The organism is Streptomyces gardneri (assembly GCF_006539185.1).
Taxonomy (GTDB): Bacteria; Actinomycetota; Actinomycetes; order Streptomycetales; family Streptomycetaceae; genus Streptomyces; species Streptomyces gardneri.
This window is the reverse complement of record NZ_BJMN01000032.1, coordinates 79127-97084: the sequence shown is the minus strand read 5'-3', so window position 1 is coordinate 97084 and position 17958 is coordinate 79127. Positions and strand designations below refer to the sequence as shown.

Sequence of the window (17958 nt, the reverse complement as noted above, 5' to 3'; positions counted from 1 at the left end):
ATGCTGCTGGTGGGCATCGCTTCCGTCCCCGCCCATGCGGAGGACTTCCGTGCCCAGCAGTGGCACCTGGACGCCATGGGCGCCGAGGAGATCTGGCAGCTCAGCACGGGCAAGGGCGTCACGGTAGCCGTGATCGACACCGGGGTGGAGAAGCAGAACCCCGATCTTCGGGGCCAGGTCCTCAAGGGCAAGGATTTCGCCACGGACAATCCGGGCGACGAGTACACCGACTACAACGGTCACGGCACCGGTATGGCGGGGCTCATCGCGGGCACCGGTGAACGCGACGGCGGCAACGGAGCGTTCGGGCTGGCCCCTGGCGCGAAGATCCTCCCTGTGCGCGTGTCGGGTGGGGACAGCGGCACGAAGAGCCAGGCGGCAGCCGACGAGGAGTTCAACCGGGTCGTGCCCGACGCGATCCGCTACGCCGTCGACTCCGGGGCCAAGGTCATCAACATCTCGATGGCGGTGGGAGCGGGCTCGTCGAAGCTCACGGAATCGGTGAAGTACGCCCTGGACAAGGGCGCTCTGGTCTTCGCCGGTGTCGGCAACGACGCCGAGAAGGGCAACAGGCAGATGTATCCGGCAGCGACGCCCGGCGTCGTCGGTGTCGGAGCCGTCGACAACAAGGGGATGCACGTCCCGATGTCCCAGCACGGTGACCAGGTCGACATCGTCGCGCCCGGCAAGGACATGGTGCACGCATGCGGCGGTGGCACGGGCATGTGCACGACCGTCGGTACCAGTGACGCCACCGCCCTCGCCTCCGCCGCCGCCGCGCTCCTCTGGTCGAAGCACCCCGACTGGACCAACAACCAGGTCCTGAAGGTCATGCTCAACACCGTCTCCAAGCCCGCCGGGGGCGAGAAGCGCAGTGACTTCCTCGGGTACGGAGCCATCCGTCCCCTTCGTACGCTGAAGACGCCCGGCGACCCCGGCCCGGCCGACGTCCGGCCGATCGACGACCTCACCGAGGTCGCGACCGCCACGCCTTCCGCTCCCGAAACCCTGCCCTCGGCCGACCCCGGTCCGGTGGAGACCACCACCGTCGCCCCCGCGCCGGCCCCGCAGGCCGCCGCCGAGGAAGGCGGCGACACCGGGCTCTGGATCGGGCTCGGAATCGGTGCGGCCGTGCTTCTGGGGGTCGGCGTCGCCGTACCCGTACTCCGTTCGCGGCGGGGCTGAGTACTCCCGTACCGCTGAACGTCCGTGACTCACATGGGGAAATAGATGTCGTTCGACGAGGAGTGGGGCCAAGTCCGCAGCGAGAGCGCTGCCATGAGGCTCAACGGTGTGCCCGCCGAATCCGGCGGAGGCGGTGGCGCCAGCGACTACAAGGTGACGTCCGCCGATCTCAAGGCCATCGGCAACGAGGCCCAGGAGCTCTTCCACTGGTTCGAGCGGGACGCCTTCCACGCGGGCGCCCAGACGGACGCGGCGGCCAAGAGCCTCGACGGCGACGGGTTCCTGACCGGATCCGCGATGTGGACCATGTGGGACACCTGGCGCGGCCAGGCCGAGACGCTCCTCAGCGCCTGCGCGCACATCCACAACCACCTTGAGGACACGGTCATCAGCCACGCCAACCATGAAGAAGTGCTGGTCACGAACTTCTCCATGTCCACGATCAACGAGCACTTCAAGTAAGCCGACGACGGCACGGCGCACGGCACGGCAACGGCTGACGAGGGACGTTAGATGCTGAAGTTCGACCAGGTTCTCCACGCCCGGCTCGGCGGCCTCAAGGAGGCGGCCACGGTCTGGTCGGAGGCGGTGTCCAAGCTGGAGAAGTCCAAGGAGAAGGCCGACACCGGCCTCAAGGGCAAGGCCGACAAGGCCGACTGGAAGGGCGAGAACGCCGGGGTGACCCGGGAGTTCGTCCGGAAGACGGCCAAGGAGTTCGGCGACGCCCTCATCGGGGCGACCAGCATCCGCAACATCCTGCGGGACGCGGAGTCCGAGTTCTCCGCCGCGAAGAGCGAGCTGGAGAAGCTGGTCGCGGAGGCCCCCGGCAAGGGCATCCGCATCGACCAGGACGGTGTCGTCAGCTACCTGATCCACCCCGACCGCCGGGCGAAGGACTACGACGGTCCCAAGCCCGAGCAGGCCGACTTCGAGGCCATGCGGTCGTCCATCAAGGCCGCGATGGACCGGGCGAACAACGCCGACGACGTGGCATCGCGCGCGCTCCGCGGCCTCGTCGGCTCCGACCAGAACAACTTCTCCGGCACGAGCTACGACTCGCTCGCCGCCGCCTCGAAGGCGCAGGACGCCGAGGACGCGCACGCCGCCTACGAGCTGTACAAGAAGGGCGACGAGGCCACCCCGGCGGAGATCGACAAGCTCAACGCCCTCTTCAAGGCCAACCAGAAGGACCCGTACTTCGCCGAGAAGTTCGCCCTGGAGGTCGGGCCGAAGGGCAGCATGGAGTACTGGGCCGACATGGGCGACCCGAGCGACGGCTCGCGCCTCGGTGTCGACCACCGGGACAAGCTGAAGGAGCTCCAGACGAACTGGAGTATGACGCTCGCCACCGCGACCCATTCCACGAGCCCCGAGATGGAGCAGTGGAAGGCCGACGTCATCAAGGCCGGCGGCGAGCCCATCCAGACGCGCGGCACCAGCCCTTACGGCTTCCAGGTCATGAGCAACCTGATGCGGGTCGGCGACTACGACGACAAGTTCCTGAAGGACTACGGCAACGGTCTCGTCGTCACCGAGCGGAAGATGACCCACGACGGGCGGCTGCCCGCCGACCGTGCCTGGCACGCGATGGGCGGCATGCCGAGCCACCTGAACTGGCAGGGCGGCGACCTGGGCAACGACCCCATGATCGGTTTCATGGAGGGGCTCGGGCACAACCCCAAGGCGTCGACGGACTTCTTCAACAGCAGCATCGATGTCACGCCCGAGAACACCAAGGACAACAAGAAGCTCGACCCGTTCGACTACTTCACCAAGGACCGTCAGTGGCCCGAGGAGCTCAACGACAAGGGTGACAGGACCAAGGAGCCCGGCTACAACGCGCTCGGTCACGCCCTGGAGTCCGCGACCACCGGCCACCCGTACGACGCCGAGACCGAGGGTCTCAAGGACGTGCGGACCAAGGAGAACGCGGAAGTCATGCAGAAGGTCGTCGAGCGGTACGGCGACGACCCCAAGTACATGCACAAGCAGCCGGGCATCGACGACAGCCTCGGCAAGATGGGCGCCGCCTACATCGACGAGCTGAACCGCTCCCTGGAGACGGACAGCGACACGACGATGGAGGAGAAGAAGAACTCGCCCTTCGGCAACAACGACGACAAGGGCAAGTCCCGGTTCGGCGAGGAGTTCGACACCGGGCTCCTCTGGAACCGCGGCGACGCCGTCAACTTCATGGGCATCGTGTCGCAGAGCGAGACCGGGCACTCCACCCTCTCGGCGGCCGAGATGCTGTACACGACGAGCGTCCTCGACGAGGTGGGCCCCAAGCCCGGATCGACCTTCGAGGACCGGGACCTCACCGACGCCCGGACGACCCTGCGCATCGGGTCGGAGGCGCAGGGAATCATGGACGAGTCCCGTATGGCGCAGATCGACAAGGACTACGAGAAGGACTCCGAGGAGCACAAGAAGGCCGTCGGCAAGACGACCGAATGGGTCAAGTTCGGGGTCGGCGCGGTCGCCGCGGGCGGTGTCGTCGCCCTGACCGGTGGCGCCGGTGGCGTACTCGTACCGCTGGCCGCCGAGACGGTGGGCGGGGCCGTGGTGACCTTCATCGGCATGGAAGCGGACGACATGGCCGAGAAGTACGAGAAGGACGAACTGCTCAAGAAGAAGTCCGACGACCTGAAGGACGAGGCACTGGCCATGGGCAAGGAGAACTCGCTCAGGCCGGGCATCGCCTACGCGAACGCCCCCGGCTGGAGCGAGCGGGACCGGAACTACCTCGACGAGGAGCTGGTCAAGTACGTCCGGGACTCGCGCATGCACTCCCGCGACAACTCGCTCCCCGACCCGTACGAGAAGAAGTGACGTCCATGCGTTCCGCGCTGACACGACTCGGGGCGGCCGCAGCCGTGGCCGCCCTCCTCACGGGCTGCTCCGGTGGCGACGGCGGGGAAGCCTCGAAGGAACCTGAGGGCCTGACGGCGGCCGCGGCCTGCGGCGGGTTCGCCAAGGACGCGGCCTCCACGGCCGCGCTCAAGGCCGTCCTGGGCGGTGACCGCTTCGAGGACAACTACTCGAAGCCGGACAAGGCCATCGACAGGCTGCGTGAGGACGCGGCCTCGACGTGGGCCGACTCCTACCGGCCGCAGCCGGTGACGTACTGCGGCCTCCGACCCGCAGAGGGCGGCCAGAAGGACCTCAAGATCGAGGTGGGCGCGGTGGGGAAGGGCCCGTACCTGGACTCCAGGCTGGCCAAGAAGGTGACCTCCTACACCTCGGGGCTTGAGGCCTTCACCTCCTCCAGCCTGGGCTCTGTCTACTTCTCCTGCCGCCCCAAGGCAGCCGCCCACGAGATCGTCGTCGAGACGACCATCTGGGGCCCGGCGGGCGTCCCGGAAACGGACCTGGAGCAGCGCACCCGGCTGATCACCCTCGCCAACGCCGCGGCCAGGCACGTCTCCGCCGAATTGGGCTGCGAGAAGGACGGGCTCGCGACGGGTGTGCCCTCGCCCACCGCGAACCCGACGTCCTGAGACGAACGGACCGGAGGCCGTCCTACCTGCCGTACACCGGCATGGCGAAGATCTTGCCGCCGCGGGCGATGAAGACGCGGTTGCCGTCGCTCACGAGCTGGTAGGCGCCCTGTCGTTCGATCTTCGCCGTGAAGAGCGGCTTGTTGGTGATCTTGTGAAGGACCTGGACGTGGCTGTTGTCGGGTGAGTGGAGCCAGACCGTCGAGCCCGCCACGGCGGGAGGGTTGAGCGTCCCGGCGTCCGGACCCAGGCCGTCCAGGATCGCGTACCAGTCCGAGACCGGGTAGCGCGTGTCCGGCATGGTGCTGTAGCGATTGACGGTGTAGCCGTGGGCGGCGATGACGTATTCGCCGTCCACGGCCGGCGTGCCCCAGGGGTCACTCGTGTCGCTGAGGAGCTCCTGCTCCCACAGGAAGTCGCCGCGGTCGAGGCGGCGGGCCATGAGCGAGCGGCTGACGAGGTAGGCGATGTTGTCGCCGATGACGGGGGGCTGCCCGTCGGTGCCCTGGTTCTTGACCTCCCAGTCCGTCTCGCCGGTCTCGGTGTAGAGCCCGGCGACGTAGCCGTCCCGGCCGTGGATCACGAGCCGCTTCCTGCCGACGGCGGCCTTCGCGGGGCCGTTCTGGGAGCGGGGGGACGTCATCGGGCGCGTCCAGGTGGTGGCGAGGGTCCAGGCGTTGAGCGCGCGCAGCTCGTTGTCCTTCGACACCAGGTAGACGTGGGTGTCGTCGGCGGCGAGGAGGTCGTCGACGTCGTTCTGGCTCTGCCAGACGGGCTTGCCGGTGGAGGCGACGAAGGCGTGTGCGACGCCGTTCTTGTCGACGCCCACGACGAGCCGGTCGGCGACGGAGACGAATCCGGCGTCTGCGTCGATGTCCTTGGCCCGCCACCGCTCCTTGCCGGTTTTGACGGAGAGCGCGAGCAGTCCGCCCGTCCTCGCCTGCACGATCAGTACATCTCGTACGGGGAGCGGGAGTTCTCCGTCGGGCGCCGCGACGTCCTGGGGACCCCACAGGGGGTCGGGGGTCTCGCCGTACGGGCTGTCGACGATCGAGATGAAGGCCGCCTCGGGGGTCGGCACGGCGGGCGGCACGTCGGCGGTCGGCGACTTCGCCTCGCCGCGGTTCAGCCACCAGGCGCCCGCCCCGCCACCGGCGCCCAGGACCGCCACGCCCACGGCCGCGCCGGTGAGGAAGCGGCGCCGGGACGGCCTGCCGCCGGGCACGGCGGTCTCCTCGGGGGCCGCCAGGCGCTTCGTGGAGGACTCGCGCCGCTTGATGTCCTCGGCGAGCGGGCCCTTGCGCCAGGCGCGGTCGGCGCCCTTCGGCGGGGCGAAGGCCTGTGCCACCTGCGGCGGAGCCGGGCGGAACGCCGGGTCCTTCGCCAGGCACGGGCCGATCAGCTCCTGGAGCTCCGGCGGCACCAGGCTCAGGTCCGGGGTGCCGTGGACGACCTCGTACTGCACCGCCGCCACATGGGCGGCGTCGAAGGTGCGCCGGCCGCTCGCCGCGTACGCGAGGACCGCGCCGAGCGAGAAGACGTCGGAGGCCGGGCCGACGCGCTGCCCGAGGACCTGCTCAGGCGCCCCGTACCCCGGGGTGACCGGGATCTGCCCCGTCGTGGTGAGGGTGAGGCCGTGCTCGGGGCGGGCGATGCCGAAGTCGATGATCCGCGGCCCGGTCGAGGTGAGCACGATGTTCGCGGGCTTCAGGTCGCGGTGCACGAGCCCGGCGGCGTGGATGTCGTGGAGCGTGCGGGCGAGGTGGGCGGCGAGGGCGCGGACCGTCGGCACGTCCATCGGCCCGTACTCACGGACGGCGACGTCCAGCGTCGGACCGGCGAGGAACTCGGCGGCGATCCACGGCCGCCCGCCCTCCGTCTGCGCGTCGAGGACCCGGGCCACGCCGTGGCTCGTGACGGCCCGCGCCATGTCGGCCTCGCGGACGAAGCGCTGGGCGAGGTGCTGGTCGTGGGCGAGCTCGGGGCGGAGGACCTTGACGGCCGCGGGGGTGCCGGAGGTGTCCCGGCCGACGTACACCTTGCCCATGCCGCCCTCGCCGAGGACGCCGAGGAGGCGGTACGGGCCGAGCCGGAGCGGGTCGCCGGTGGCGAGGGGCTGCGTGGTCACGAGGAGTGCTTTCCGGTTCGGTGGGGGAGATGGGGGAGATGGGGGAGGCGGGGGAGAGTGCTCAGGCGTAGGGGATGGCCACGACGGACGACTCCCCGGCGCCGATGATGCGGGTCCGCTCCTTGTCGACGACGTACCGCGTGGCGTCCGTCTGGAACACCCAGGCCGAGCGGCTGTTGAGCGGATCGACGGCGTTCAGGCCGCCCCGCACGGGGGCGTACACGTACCTCTCGCCGACGACGGGCGCCGTGAAGAACTCGGGGGTGAGGGGACGGTCGGAGGGCGACTGCCGCCAGGCGCGGATGCCGGCCGGAGCCCTGACCGCCACGATTCCCTGCGTGTCCCCGGCCTCCTGCGCGTAGACGATCCCGCGCGAGACGGTCGGCACCCCGTAGTTGGTGCTGCCGGTACCGGAGCCGTACTCCCAGGCGATCCCGCCGTCGGTGAGGCGCAGCGCCCGGAGTCGGTCGCCGCCCAGATAGATGTGCCGGTCGTCGAGCGCGAGATGGCCGGGCTTGAAGGCGGCGGAGTCCTTCAGCGGCAGCCGTCGCTTCCACAGCTGCCGCCCCGTGCGCACGTCCCGCGACTGGACCAGGAAGGTGTCCAGGTCGCCGCTGTTCTTGCCGAGGATCAGCTGGTCGCCGACGACCTGGGCGAGCCAGGGGCGGACGCCGTCCCATGCGTACGGCTGCCGCCATGCCTCCTTGCCCGTGCGCAGGTTGACGGCGAGCAGGTGCCAGCCGATCTGGTTCGCGTCCGAGTCGCTCTCCCGCTTGCCCAGGCGCGAGGCGGTGAAGAGGGTGCTGCCGACCGCGGCGAGGAGCTCCGTGGTCGTCCCGTCGATGCCCTTGAGCGTGATGGTCTTGGCCGTCTCCTTGCCGGTGCGCGCCGCGAGCGTGCGGATCATCAGGGCGCCCGGTCCCTCGAAGTTGCCGTCGGAGACGTAGAAGTTCGTTCCGTCGGTGGTGATCTGGTGGGGTTCCCTGACCTTGGAATCGGCCCAGAGTTCGCTGCCGGTCTTCGTGTCGACGGCGCGGAAGGAGACCGTCTCGGCGAGACCCACGACGTCGGCACCGGCCAGCAGCGGGGTGATGCGCTCCTCGCGGTCGAGGACGTCGTCCTGCTGCCACAGCGCCGCGGGTGCGCCGTCGGCGGCCGTCGTGGCCGGGATCGCCGTGGGGCCGGTCGGGGTCGGGGTGCCGCCCGTGGCCGTACCGCCCTCCGTGTCACGGGAGTTCAGCCACGCCCACACCCCCGCGCCCGCTCCCGCGAGGCCCAGGACGGAGCCGCTGCCCAGGGTGAGGGCGCGGCGGCGGGAGAGCGGGGTGCTCGGGGCGGTCTCCGCGAACGCGGCTCCCGCCGGGACCGGCAGGCGGTGCGGTGCGTGGAGCCAGACGTCCGTCGCGCGGCGGGCGATGTCGGCGAGCAGGAGCGGCGGGAGGTGGTCGGCGAACTCGCCGTGGCCGTCGTGGAGATGAGCGATCAGGTCGCCGGTGGTGGGGCGGGCCGCCGGGTCCTTGGCGAGGCAGGCCGTCAGGAGCGGCAGCAGCGCTTCCGGTACGCCGGTCAGGTCGGGCTCGGCGTAGCGCACGCGGTACAGGAGGTCCGCCGGAGAGCCCGTACCGAAGGGGCCGTGGCCGGAGGCGGCGAAGACCAGGACGCCCGCGAGCGCGAACACGTCGCCGGCCGGGGGGTGTTCCTGGCCGCTCGCCTGCTCCGGGGACATGAAGGCGGGGGTGCCGGCCGCCGCTCCCGTACGGGTCAGGTGGTCGTCACCGGCCGCGCGGGCGATGCCGAAGTCGATGATCTTCGGGCCGTACGCGGTGACCAGGACGTTCGAGGGCTTCAGGTCGCGGTGGACCACGTCCGAGGAGTGCAGCTGGGCGAGGGCCCCGGCGAGCGCCGCGCCGAGCGCGCGGACGGTCGGCTCGGGGAGCGGGCCGCCGAGCGCGACGGCGTCGTCGAGCGGCGGACCGAGGACGTACTCCGTGGCCAGCCACGGGGTCTCGGCGAGCGGGTCGGCGTCGACGACGGCCGCGCCGTGGCGCGCGCCGATGATCCGCGCCGCGTCCGTCTCCAGCCGGAAGCGGGCGCGGAAGGCGGGATCGGTGGCGAGCCGGGCGTGCACGGTCTTCAGAGCGACCGTACGGCCGCCGGGCGTGCGCGCCAGATAGACCGTGCCCATGCCGCCGGAGCCGAGGCGGGCGAGGAGGCGGTACGTGGCGACGGCGGCCGGGTCGTCGTGGGTCAGGGGCGACAGCATGAGGTCAGGTCCGTCGGATCGAGGGTGAGGGGGAGAGCTCGGGGCGAGGGCGGGGTGGGCCTGTGGGCCCGTAGCGTCCCGCTTCAGGCGCGGGCGGGTGTCGCGTGTTCCGCGGGGACCGTCTGTTCCGGCAGCTCGGGGAGTTCGGCGGCGAGCAGCTCCGCCGACTGGCGGGCGAGCGCGGCGATCACCCGGCCCGGCAGCCAGCCGGGGGTGAGCAGGGTACCGGCCGAGTTCAGCACCGTCTGGTGCGCGGTCGGCGGTGCGAGCGAGGCCATCAGGGCGCCCGCCGTCGGACGGTCGGCCGGGTCGCGGGCCAGGCAGGAGGAGACCACCTCGCGCAGGGCGGGCGGGAGTTCCTCGCGTTCGGGCACGGTGTGGCCGGTGGCGGCGTACGCGAGGACCGCACCGAGGGCGAAGACGTCGCCCGGCGGTCGCGGCCGGCCGCCCGAGGCCTGTTCGGGGGCGAGCGCCCCCGGGTCGAGGCCCGGCAGCCCGGTGCGCGGCTCGCCGTCCGCCGCGGCGGCCCGTACCGCGCCGAAGCAGCTCAGCCGGGGGCCGTCGGCGGTGAGCAGGACGGCGGCGGGGGAGACCCCGGCGTGGGTGAGGCCCTGGGAGTGCGCGGCGGCGAGCGCCTCGGCGAGGGCGGCGCCGACGGCGCGGACGGTGGCCTCGGGCAGCGGGCCGCCGTGGACGGCGAGGGCTACGGGGAGGGGGAGCGCGGGCACGTAGGGGCTGGCGTACCAGGCCGGACCGGTGGGGCCTGTGGGACTGGTGGGTCCGGTGGGTCCGGTGGGTCCGGCGGAACCAGTGGGGTCTGCCGATCCCGCCACTCCTGCCGCTCCCGTCGGTTCGGCCACGTCCGTCACCGGGGCGATCCACGGGCCGAGCAGGTGCCGGGCCGCGGTGGCCTCGGCGGCGAAGCGCGCCGGGTCGGTGCCGGGCAGCGGGGTGCTCAGGAGGACCGTACGGGCGCCGTCCGGGGTGCGGGCCACGAAGCGGCGGCAGGGGACGGCGGTGCCGGGCGGGTCGAGGCGGGTGATGAGCCGGTACGGGCCGATCCGGCGGTCCTGGGCGGCCGGGCGTTCCTGGGCCGCGGGCCGGGCCGGTGCCGAGGGCCGGTCAGGGGCAGTTCGCGCCGCCGGGGATGCCCCGGATTCTCCTTGCGTGCGCGACCGTTCCACCGGTGGGTCCCCCTGTCCTTGCGATGGCCCCGGGGTGGCCCGGGACGGGTCGAGCCTACCGAGGCGGCGGGCCGTCACGGCGGGCCGGGGCCCGGCGGGGCACGGGCGGGAGGGCGGCGGGCCCGGAACGTCCGAGGCTGTCCGGGTTGCGAAGGTGAAGTGGGCCTGCGTGCACGGTGAAGCATCGTGAAGATCTCGCTCCACGCGGAAATTCGCGGCAGGCAGTGCTCGAACGTCTGGTCGTACGACTACGATCGCCGTGATTCCGTGGGCACGGAACTTGCTGAGGCGAAGCCGGAACGATCACGATCACCACCCGATCGCCGGCGCGAACACCGCACTGGGGAGAGCATGTCGTTCGAAGACGAGTGGGCGTCGGTCCGGTCGGCATCCGCGACCAGCGTGAGCATGCGCCTGAACCAGGTCGCCCCGGAGCCCGGCGGGGGCGGCGGCAACGCCGACCTCAGCGTCGACCAGGACAAGCTCGGAGCCATCGGCAGCGCCGCCTACGCGCTGCACGGCCGGCTGGTCAAGGACGGCAACCACGCGCGTACGAACACCACGGAAGCGGCGACGGGCATGTCGACCAACGGCTTCCTCACGGGCTCCGCGATGTCGACCGTGCAGGAGACCTGGAGCTCGCAGCTGAACACGCTGCTCGACGCCTGCGCCAACATCTCCAACCACCTCGACTACAGCGCGGCCTCCCACGCCAAGGAAGAGGAAGACATCAGGGCGGCCATGGCGGCCTCCAAGATCGACGAGTACTTCAAGTAGGCCGGGGGCCCCGCTGTGTTGACCTACGACAACGTGCACCACGCGCCGCTCGACAAGATGAAGGCGGCGGCCGACGACTGGTCCGCGATGAAGGGCAAGCTGGACAAGCTCGCCGAGGACGCCCGTACGACGATGGCCGCGAAGGCCAGGGACGACTACTGGCGCGGTGTGAACGCCGAGGTCACGAAGCCGTTCGTGGACAAGACGGCGAAGGAGTTCGAGGACGCGGCGAAGGCCGCCGACGGCATCCACAAGGTCCTGGAGGACGGCTACAACGCCTTCAAGAAGGCGAAGGACGACCTCAAGGCGATTGCCGAGACCGACGCCCCCGCGAAGGGCTTCCGGGTGAAGCCCGACGGCACCGTCGAGGCCAGGGAACCGCTCTCCGCCATCAAGGACCCGGGCGCCCGGCACGACCCCGACTTCCAGGACCTGGTGCGCAAGGAACGCGCCGACATCCAGGCGATGGAGCAGCGGATCAAGGCGATCCTGGAGGTCTGCACCGAGGCCGACGTGGCCTGCTCCAACGCGCTCAAGGCCAACATCACCGGGGACAAGCACAACTTCAGCGGGCCGAAGTACACCAGCCTCGACGCCGAGGAGGCGCAGCGCGCCGTCGACCTGGCCAAGAAGGGCCGGGACATCTCGCACGAGGAGCTGATGCGCCTCAACGAGCTGCTGAAGGACAACAGCGGCTCCAAGGAGTTCTCCAGGACCTTCTACGACGGCCTCGGCCCGAAGGGCTCCCTGGAGTTCTTCGGCCAGCTGTCCACGGACACCTACGACTACTCGAAGGTCGACAAGGAACGCCTCGCGGACGTCCAGGAGCTCCAGCGGAACCTGGGCATGAACCTGGCGACGGCCACGCAGGGCGGCGACGCCTGGACCGACAAGTGGTCCACGGACATGCGCAAGCTGGGCACGGAGCGCATCCCCCTCGTCAAGTACGACAACAACCCGGCCTTCGGCTACCAGTTGCTCGGCGGCATCATGCGCTACGGCAACTACGACCCGAAGTTCCTCGTCCCCATCGCGGAGCACGTCACCCAGCTCCACGCCAAGGACCCGTACCTCTTCGCCAACAGCAAGCCGATGGGCGCCGGTTGGCTGAAGAACCAGTACAACCCGTCCGGGGTCAACGGCTCGGGCTTCGACCCGATGATCTCGATGCTGGAGGCGCTCGGCCACAGCCCGGAGGCGGCGAAGGAGTACTTCTCCAAGGACCCGACCTCGTACAACAAGGACGGCAGCCTCGGCGGGACGGTCGACCTGGACCCGAAGAAGGACGGGAACCAGACCGGCTACCTGAACTACTTCCAGAACAAGGACTACGACTTCTTCCCCGACGTCGAGGGCCACAACCCGGACGACCTCACGAAGACCATGGGGTACATGCCGGACGCCCTCGGCCACGCCCTGGAGGCGGCGACCACGGGCCACGGCTGGGACGACCCCAGCCCCCAGCTGCACCGGGACGAGAAGTCCGCCGAGATCATGAAGCAGGTCATCGACACGTACGGCACGAACACCGAGCTGCGCGAGCAGCACAAGACGCTCATGGACAGCCTGGGCAACATGGGCGCGGCCTACATCGACGACCTGAACTACTCGACCTACAACTTCGGCGGCACCGGCGACTCCCTGGGCCGGGACCAGCTCTTCCCGGCGAGCAGCGACGGCAGCTCACGGACCGACTTCGGGGAGGGCGCGAGCCTCAGGTTCATGAACGCCGTGGCGAGCGACGAGGACGGGTACAAGACGATGTCCGCCGCTCAGCAGGTCTTCGAGGCCAGTGGCATCAAGGCGCTGGAGGGGGACAAGGACTCCGCCCTCACCTTCGCGCACAACGCCACCAAGGTCCACGGAATCCTCGACGAGTCGCGCGTCGCGCAGATCGCCATCGACTTCAAGGACCAGGAAGAGGCCAAGAACCTGGAGCTGGAGAAGCAGGCCGAGTGGCGCAAGTCGGCCGTCAGCGGCAGCGTCGCCGTGGTGGTGGGCGTCGGTTCGGCCGTGGTCCTCGGCCCCGCCGCCGGGCTCGTGGCGGCGACCGCGGTCCCGCTCGTCATGGAGACCGTGGGCTCCACGGTCAGCACGGGCTACGCCGCCGACACGCTGCAGTACCTGAAGGACAACGAGTACAAGAACGACGACGAGGCCGACGGCGCCGTCCTGGACGTGAGCAAGGCGGGTGAGGCCGCCGCGGCCGTCCCGATCCTGAACCTCGCCGAGACGCACCACATGACGCAGCAGGAGCGGCGGGACCTGATGGCGGCGGTCGAGCACTCCTACGACGCGGGCCGCCTGGACGTGCAGAACCTGACGAGGAACAAGTGACGTTGAAGACGACGAGGTCGACGGCTCTTGCCGGTGCCGTGGCTCTGGCGGCGGCGCTGACGGCGCTGACGGGCTGCTCCGGCGGCGGGGACGGCGAGGCCGAGGGGCCCGGGCCGGAGACGGTGAAGGCGCTGAAGGTCTGCGAGGAGGTCCTCGGCGCCGGCGGTGTGTCCGCGGCCCGCGCGATCCTGGGCGACTCCGACTTCCGCGCCGAGAGCCTGCCCTGGGCGAAGGTCGGGGAGGCGATGCTCAAGGAGGCGCGGTCGTACGTCCCCGGGAGCGAGGACCTGTCGCGCTCCACGTACGAGCCGTGCCGGATGTCCACGGCGGAAGGGGAGAGCATCCGGCGGGTCGACGCACGGGTCCAGTGGTCCGTCTTCACCATGGACTCCGTGACCGTGGCCGACAAGCAACGGAAGTGGACCAAGGCCGCCGAGGACGTGTACGTCCAGTGGGAGCGGCAGCCGATGGACGCCCTTGTCGCGGTGGTTCCCTGCCGGGTTCCCGGGGCGGCGGCCGGCCAGGAGCGGGAACTGCCGCTCCAGGTGTCGGTGCGGAGCCAGGGGATCGGTACGGACAGGGAGACGCTGTCCGGGAAGCTGCTGACGCCCTTCGTGCGGGACACCCAGAAGCGGCTGGGCTGCCAGGACCCGGTGACGATCCCGGAGTCGCTCCTGCCGCAGTGAGCCGCAATAGACGAACGCAAGCAAGGGCGGCATCCCCTCCGGGATGCCGCCCTTGCTTTTCGCCTGGTCGAGGCGGTGGAGACCGTGGCGGGAATTGAACCCACGTACCTCGCTTTGCAGGCGAGTCCCTGAACCACTCGGGCACACGGTCGTGTTGTGCACTGGTACGACCGTAGGGCGGCGGGCGGGAGGGGCTCAAGGGGTTCGGGGGCCGTGCCATACGACTGCAACGGGGCTGCCACACCCCGTTCACAGTCGGGCCGGCAGGGCTCAGGCGGTCGTCGTGTCCGGGGGCGTCTCCGGGGCCGTGTGGAGGATCGCGCGGGCCTGTTCCGCGGCGCGCGCGGTGCTCTCGCTGACGTAGTCGAGGAACCGGGCGATGTTCTCGAGCCGGGTGCCGGCCGGGGTGCCGGCCCCGAGGACGCCGACGCCCTGCCGTGCGGTCTCGACGATCATGGACGTGGCCCGGGCGCTGGCCATCATCGACTGGTACCAGACGTCGGCGTCGACGGTGTAGCGCTCGCGGCGGCCCTCGTCGCGCTCCCGACGGACGAAGGCCTGGTTCTCCAGGAAGGCGATCGCCTTGGAGATGGTCGCCGGGCTGACCTGGAGGCGCTGGACGAGTTCGGCCGCGGTGAGACTGCCCGTGTCGCTGATGCAGAGGCACGCCATCACCCCGGACATCATCTTGGGCATGCCGGACTGCATGAAGACGGTGGTGAGGACTTCCTCGTACTCGCGCACGGCCTCGGGGTCACGCCCGTGGGCCTGCGGGAGCGCCTCCGGGCTCCGGGGCGTGCTCTGCCTGCTCCGGTGCGCGCGGCGTTCGGTCGCGCGGTGGGCCAGGTCGGCGCGGTAGGAGGTGGGGCCGCCGTTCCGCATCACCTCGCGCGTGATGGTCGAGGTCGGCCGGTCGAGGCGTCTGGCGATCTCGGCGTAGGCGAGGCCGTCGGCCAGTCCCAGCGCGATCTGCTGACGTTCCTGCTGGGTGAGCCTGCCTCCGGGCATCGCTGTCTCCTCTGTGCGTCTCGGACGCCTTCACTATAGCGTTCACTTCCATTTCATTGCAACGCAAGGATTGCGGTCGTTGCGTTAGGGCTCAGGATGGTTGCAATGAAATCCTGGCATTGACCTGCAGTGATGGGGATTTGATGCAACGAAGTTGTTGCTCGACTCTCGAATGCAACGTAGCGTTTCTCTTGTCGGAAACGGCGCGGGCAAGAGTCCGAGAGCCCCGACCCAGAAACCGAGGAGTACGTCATGAACAAGTTCGCCACCACCGCCCCGGTCTCCGTCGTCCTGGACGTCCCGGCGGGTCTGGTCCGGTTCATCGCCGCCGACCGGGCCGACGCCACGGTCGAGGTCCTCCCGGTGGACGCCTCGAAGGGCCGTGACGTGAAGGCCGCGGAGCAGGTCGCGGTCGCCTACGCCGACGGTGTGCTGCGGATCGAGGCGGCGCAGCCGAAGAACCGGATCCTGGGCAACTCGGGCTCGGTCGAGGTGACGGTCCAGCTGCCGGCCGGCTCTCACGTCGAGGCGAAGACGGCCGCCGCCGACCTCCGCGGCGTCGGACGCCTCGGTGACGTCACCTTCGAGGGCGCGCAGGGCACGGTCAAGCTCGACGAGACCGCCGCCGCCCACCTGACCCTCCAGGCCGGTGGCATCACGGTCGGCCGCCTGGGCGGGGCCGCGCAGATCACCACGAGCAAGGGCGACATCCGGATCGCCGAGGCGATGCGCGGCGAGGTCGTGCTGCGCACGGAGGCCGGTGACCTGGAGGTCGGCGCCGCCCGCGGTGTCTCCGCCACCCTCGACGCCGGCACCGCCTTCGGCCGTATCACCAACAGCCTCCGCAACAGCGAGGGCGCCACGGCCGGCCTCAACATCCAGGCCACCACCGCCTACGGCGACATCACCGCCCGCAGCCTCTGACCGCCACTCCCCCACCCGCAGCGACTGCCCGAAGACTCTGAAGGAGCACTCCCCATGACCGACCTGGCCATCGCGGCGAACGGGCTGCGCAAGTCCTACGGCGACAAGCTCGTCCTCGACGGTGTCGACCTGGCCGTCCCCGAAGGGACGATCTTCTCCCTGCTCGGCCCGAACGGCGCCGGCAAGACCACCGCCGTCAAGATCCTCTCCACCCTGGTCGGTGCCGACGCCGGCGAGATCCGCATCGGCGGCCACGACCTCGCCACCGCCCCGCAGGCGGTCCGGGCCGCGATCGGCGTCACCGGCCAGTTCTCCGCGGTCGACGGCCTGATCACCGGCGAGGAGAACATGCTCCTCATGGCGGACCTCCACCACCTCTCCAAGCGCGAGGGACGGCGGGTCGCCGCCGAACTCCTGGAGCGCTTCGACCTGACGGAGGCCGCGAAGAAGCCCGCCTCCACCTACTCCGGCGGCATGAAGCGCCGGCTCGACATCGCCATGACCCTGGTCGGCGACCCGCGGATCATCTTCCTCGACGAACCGACCACCGGCCTCGACCCGCGCAGCCGTCACAACATGTGGCAGATCATCCGCGAACTCGTCTCCGACGGCGTCACCGTCTTCCTCACGACCCAGTACCTGGAGGAGGCCGACGAACTCGCCGACCGCATCGCCGTCCTCAACGACGGCAGGATCGCCGCCGAAGGCACCGCCGAGGAGCTGAAGCGCCTCATCCCCGGTGGGCACGTACGCCTCCGCTTCACCGACCCGGCCGCGTACCGGAGCGCCACCGGCGCCTTCCCTGGGGCGTCCGGGGACGACGACTCGCTGTCGCTGCGGATCCCCAGCGACGGCAGCCAGCGCGAACTGCGGTCCCTCCTCGACCGGCTGGACTCCGCCGGTGTCGAGGCGGACGAACTGACCGTCCACACCCCCGACCTCGACGACGTGTTCTTCGCCCTCACCGGCTCGAAGGTGCCCGCTCAGCCCGCTCAGGCCATGCGGCCCACTGTGCCCAACCAGCCCGCCTAGCCCCACCCGGCCCGCTCAGCTCACCCAGCCCGCTCAGCCCCCCCAGCCGAACCAGTTCGAGGAGAACGTCCGATGAGCTCCCTCTCCCTCGCCGTGCGCGACTCGTCCACGATGCTGCGCCGCAACCTCCTGCACGCCCGCCGCTACCCGTCCCTGACGCTGAACCTGCTGCTCACGCCGGTCATGCTCCTGCTGCTCTTCGTCTACATCTTCGGCGACACGATGAGCGCCGGCATCGGCGGCGGCGACCGCGCCGACTACATCGCGTACCTCGTCCCCGGCCTGCTCCTGATGACCATCGGCAGCACGACCATCGGCACCGCGGTGTCTGTCTCCAACGACATGACCGAGGGCATCATCGCCCGCTTCCGGACGATGGCGATCCACCGCCCCTCGGTCCTCGTCGGACACGTCGTCGGCAGCGTCCTGCAGTGCGTGATGAGCGTGGTCCTCGTCGGCGCCGTCGCCGTCGCCATCGGCTTCCGGTCCACCGGCGCGACCGCCCTGGAGTGGCTGGCCGCCTTCGGCCTGCTCGTCCTCTTCGCCACCGCCCTCACCTGGATCGCCGTCGGCATGGGCCTGATCAGCCCGAACGCCGAGGCCGCCAGCAACAACGCGATGCCGCTGATCTTCCTGCCGCTCATCTCCAGCACCTTCGTCCCGATCGCCTCGATGCCCGGCTGGTTCCAGCCGATCGCCGAGTACCAGCCCTTCACCCCGGCCATCGAGACCCTCCGCGGCCTCCTGCTCGGCACCGAGATCGGCCACAACGGCTGGCTCGCCGTCGCCTGGTGCGTGGGTCTCACCGTCCTCGGCTACTTCTGGTCGACCTCGAAGTTCAACAGCGACCCGAAGTAACCGCCGTGACAGCGCGGGCCGGCACCCGCACCCCGCACCCCGTACCGCCCGAGGGCGGCGTACACCGACAGCGCGT

Annotated in this window: 14 protein-coding genes and 1 tRNA gene; 10 read left to right on the top strand and 5 right to left on the bottom strand. The window is 70.5% G+C overall.

Annotated features, from left to right (window positions below; all coding sequences use genetic code 11):
- The 4 genes from mycP to SGA01_RS24480 are packed head-to-tail and all read left to right on the top strand — an operon-like array spanning position 1 to position 4685.
- Positions 1-1185, top strand: a complete 1185-nt coding sequence (gene mycP / locus SGA01_RS24495; RefSeq protein WP_229917577.1) for a type VII secretion-associated serine protease mycosin — start codon at positions 1-3, stop codon at positions 1183-1185.
- A gap of 45 nt (positions 1186-1230) precedes the next feature.
- The gene (locus SGA01_RS24490) at positions 1231-1647 is read left to right on the top strand and encodes a hypothetical protein (RefSeq protein WP_141298541.1); all 417 of its coding nucleotides are present in this window, start codon (positions 1231-1233) and stop codon (positions 1645-1647) included.
- Positions 1648-1698: 51 nt separating this feature from the next.
- Complete coding sequence (locus SGA01_RS24485; protein ID WP_141298540.1) at positions 1699-4017, top strand: DUF6571 family protein; 2319 nt, start codon at positions 1699-1701, stop codon at positions 4015-4017.
- 5 nt (positions 4018-4022) lie between these two features.
- The gene (locus SGA01_RS24480) at positions 4023-4685 is read left to right on the top strand and encodes a hypothetical protein (protein ID WP_229917495.1); all 663 of its coding nucleotides are present in this window, start codon (positions 4023-4025) and stop codon (positions 4683-4685) included.
- Positions 4686-4707: 22 nt separating this feature from the next.
- Here the strand turns inward: SGA01_RS24480 and SGA01_RS24475 are convergent, their stop codons facing one another.
- The 3 genes from SGA01_RS24475 to SGA01_RS24465 all read right to left on the bottom strand — a co-directional run bounded on the left by SGA01_RS24475 (position 4708) and on the right by SGA01_RS24465 (position 10260).
- Positions 4708-6813, bottom strand: coding sequence for a serine/threonine-protein kinase (locus tag SGA01_RS24475; RefSeq protein WP_141298538.1), 2106 nt, complete (start codon positions 6811-6813; stop codon positions 4708-4710).
- Positions 6814-6874: 61 nt separating this feature from the next.
- Positions 6875-9076 (bottom strand): serine/threonine-protein kinase, encoded by a 2202-nt coding sequence (locus SGA01_RS24470; RefSeq protein ID WP_141298537.1) that lies wholly within the window; start codon positions 9074-9076, stop codon positions 6875-6877.
- Between the two features lie 83 nt (positions 9077-9159).
- Entirely contained in the window at positions 9160-10260 is a 1101-nt protein-coding gene (locus SGA01_RS24465; RefSeq protein WP_435843252.1) for a protein kinase family protein, read from the bottom strand.
- A gap of 351 nt (positions 10261-10611) precedes the next feature.
- Here SGA01_RS24465 and SGA01_RS24460 point away from each other — a divergent pair, with 351 nt between their 5' ends.
- The 3 genes from SGA01_RS24460 to SGA01_RS42615 are packed head-to-tail and all read left to right on the top strand — an operon-like array spanning position 10612 to position 14060.
- A complete protein-coding gene (locus SGA01_RS24460; RefSeq protein WP_141298536.1) occupies positions 10612-11037 on the top strand; it encodes a hypothetical protein in 426 nt (141 codons plus the stop codon).
- 15 nt (positions 11038-11052) lie between these two features.
- Entirely contained in the window at positions 11053-13374 is a 2322-nt protein-coding gene (locus SGA01_RS24455; RefSeq protein ID WP_141298535.1) for a hypothetical protein, read from the top strand.
- A 2-nt stretch (positions 13375-13376) separates the two neighbouring features.
- Positions 13377-14060: a hypothetical protein gene (locus tag SGA01_RS42615; protein ID WP_174867449.1), complete on the top strand. Its 684-nt coding sequence runs from the start codon at positions 13377-13379 to the stop codon at positions 14058-14060.
- Between the two features lie 76 nt (positions 14061-14136).
- On the opposite strand, the gene SGA01_RS24445 is transcribed toward SGA01_RS42615, so the two are convergent.
- Both SGA01_RS24445 and SGA01_RS24440 read right to left on the bottom strand, forming a co-directional pair.
- A tRNA-Cys gene (locus tag SGA01_RS24445) sits at positions 14137-14211 on the bottom strand.
- A 119-nt stretch (positions 14212-14330) separates the two neighbouring features.
- Positions 14331-15068: a helix-turn-helix domain-containing protein gene (locus SGA01_RS24440; protein WP_141298534.1), complete on the bottom strand. Its 738-nt coding sequence runs from the start codon at positions 15066-15068 to the stop codon at positions 14331-14333.
- 252 nt (positions 15069-15320) lie between these two features.
- Between SGA01_RS24440 and SGA01_RS24435 the strand changes: the two genes are divergently transcribed.
- From SGA01_RS24435 to SGA01_RS24425, 3 genes are all read left to right on the top strand, one after another.
- A complete protein-coding gene (locus tag SGA01_RS24435) occupies positions 15321-15992 on the top strand; it encodes a DUF4097 family beta strand repeat-containing protein (RefSeq protein ID WP_141298533.1) in 672 nt (223 codons plus the stop codon).
- 54 nt (positions 15993-16046) lie between these two features.
- A complete protein-coding gene (locus SGA01_RS24430; protein ID WP_141298532.1) occupies positions 16047-17024 on the top strand; it encodes an ATP-binding cassette domain-containing protein in 978 nt (325 codons plus the stop codon).
- A gap of 72 nt (positions 17025-17096) precedes the next feature.
- On the top strand, positions 17097-17882 hold the full coding sequence (locus tag SGA01_RS24425; protein WP_055643224.1) for an ABC transporter permease: 786 nt from the start codon (positions 17097-17099) through the stop codon (positions 17880-17882).
- Positions 17883-17958: the final 76 nt, after the last annotated feature.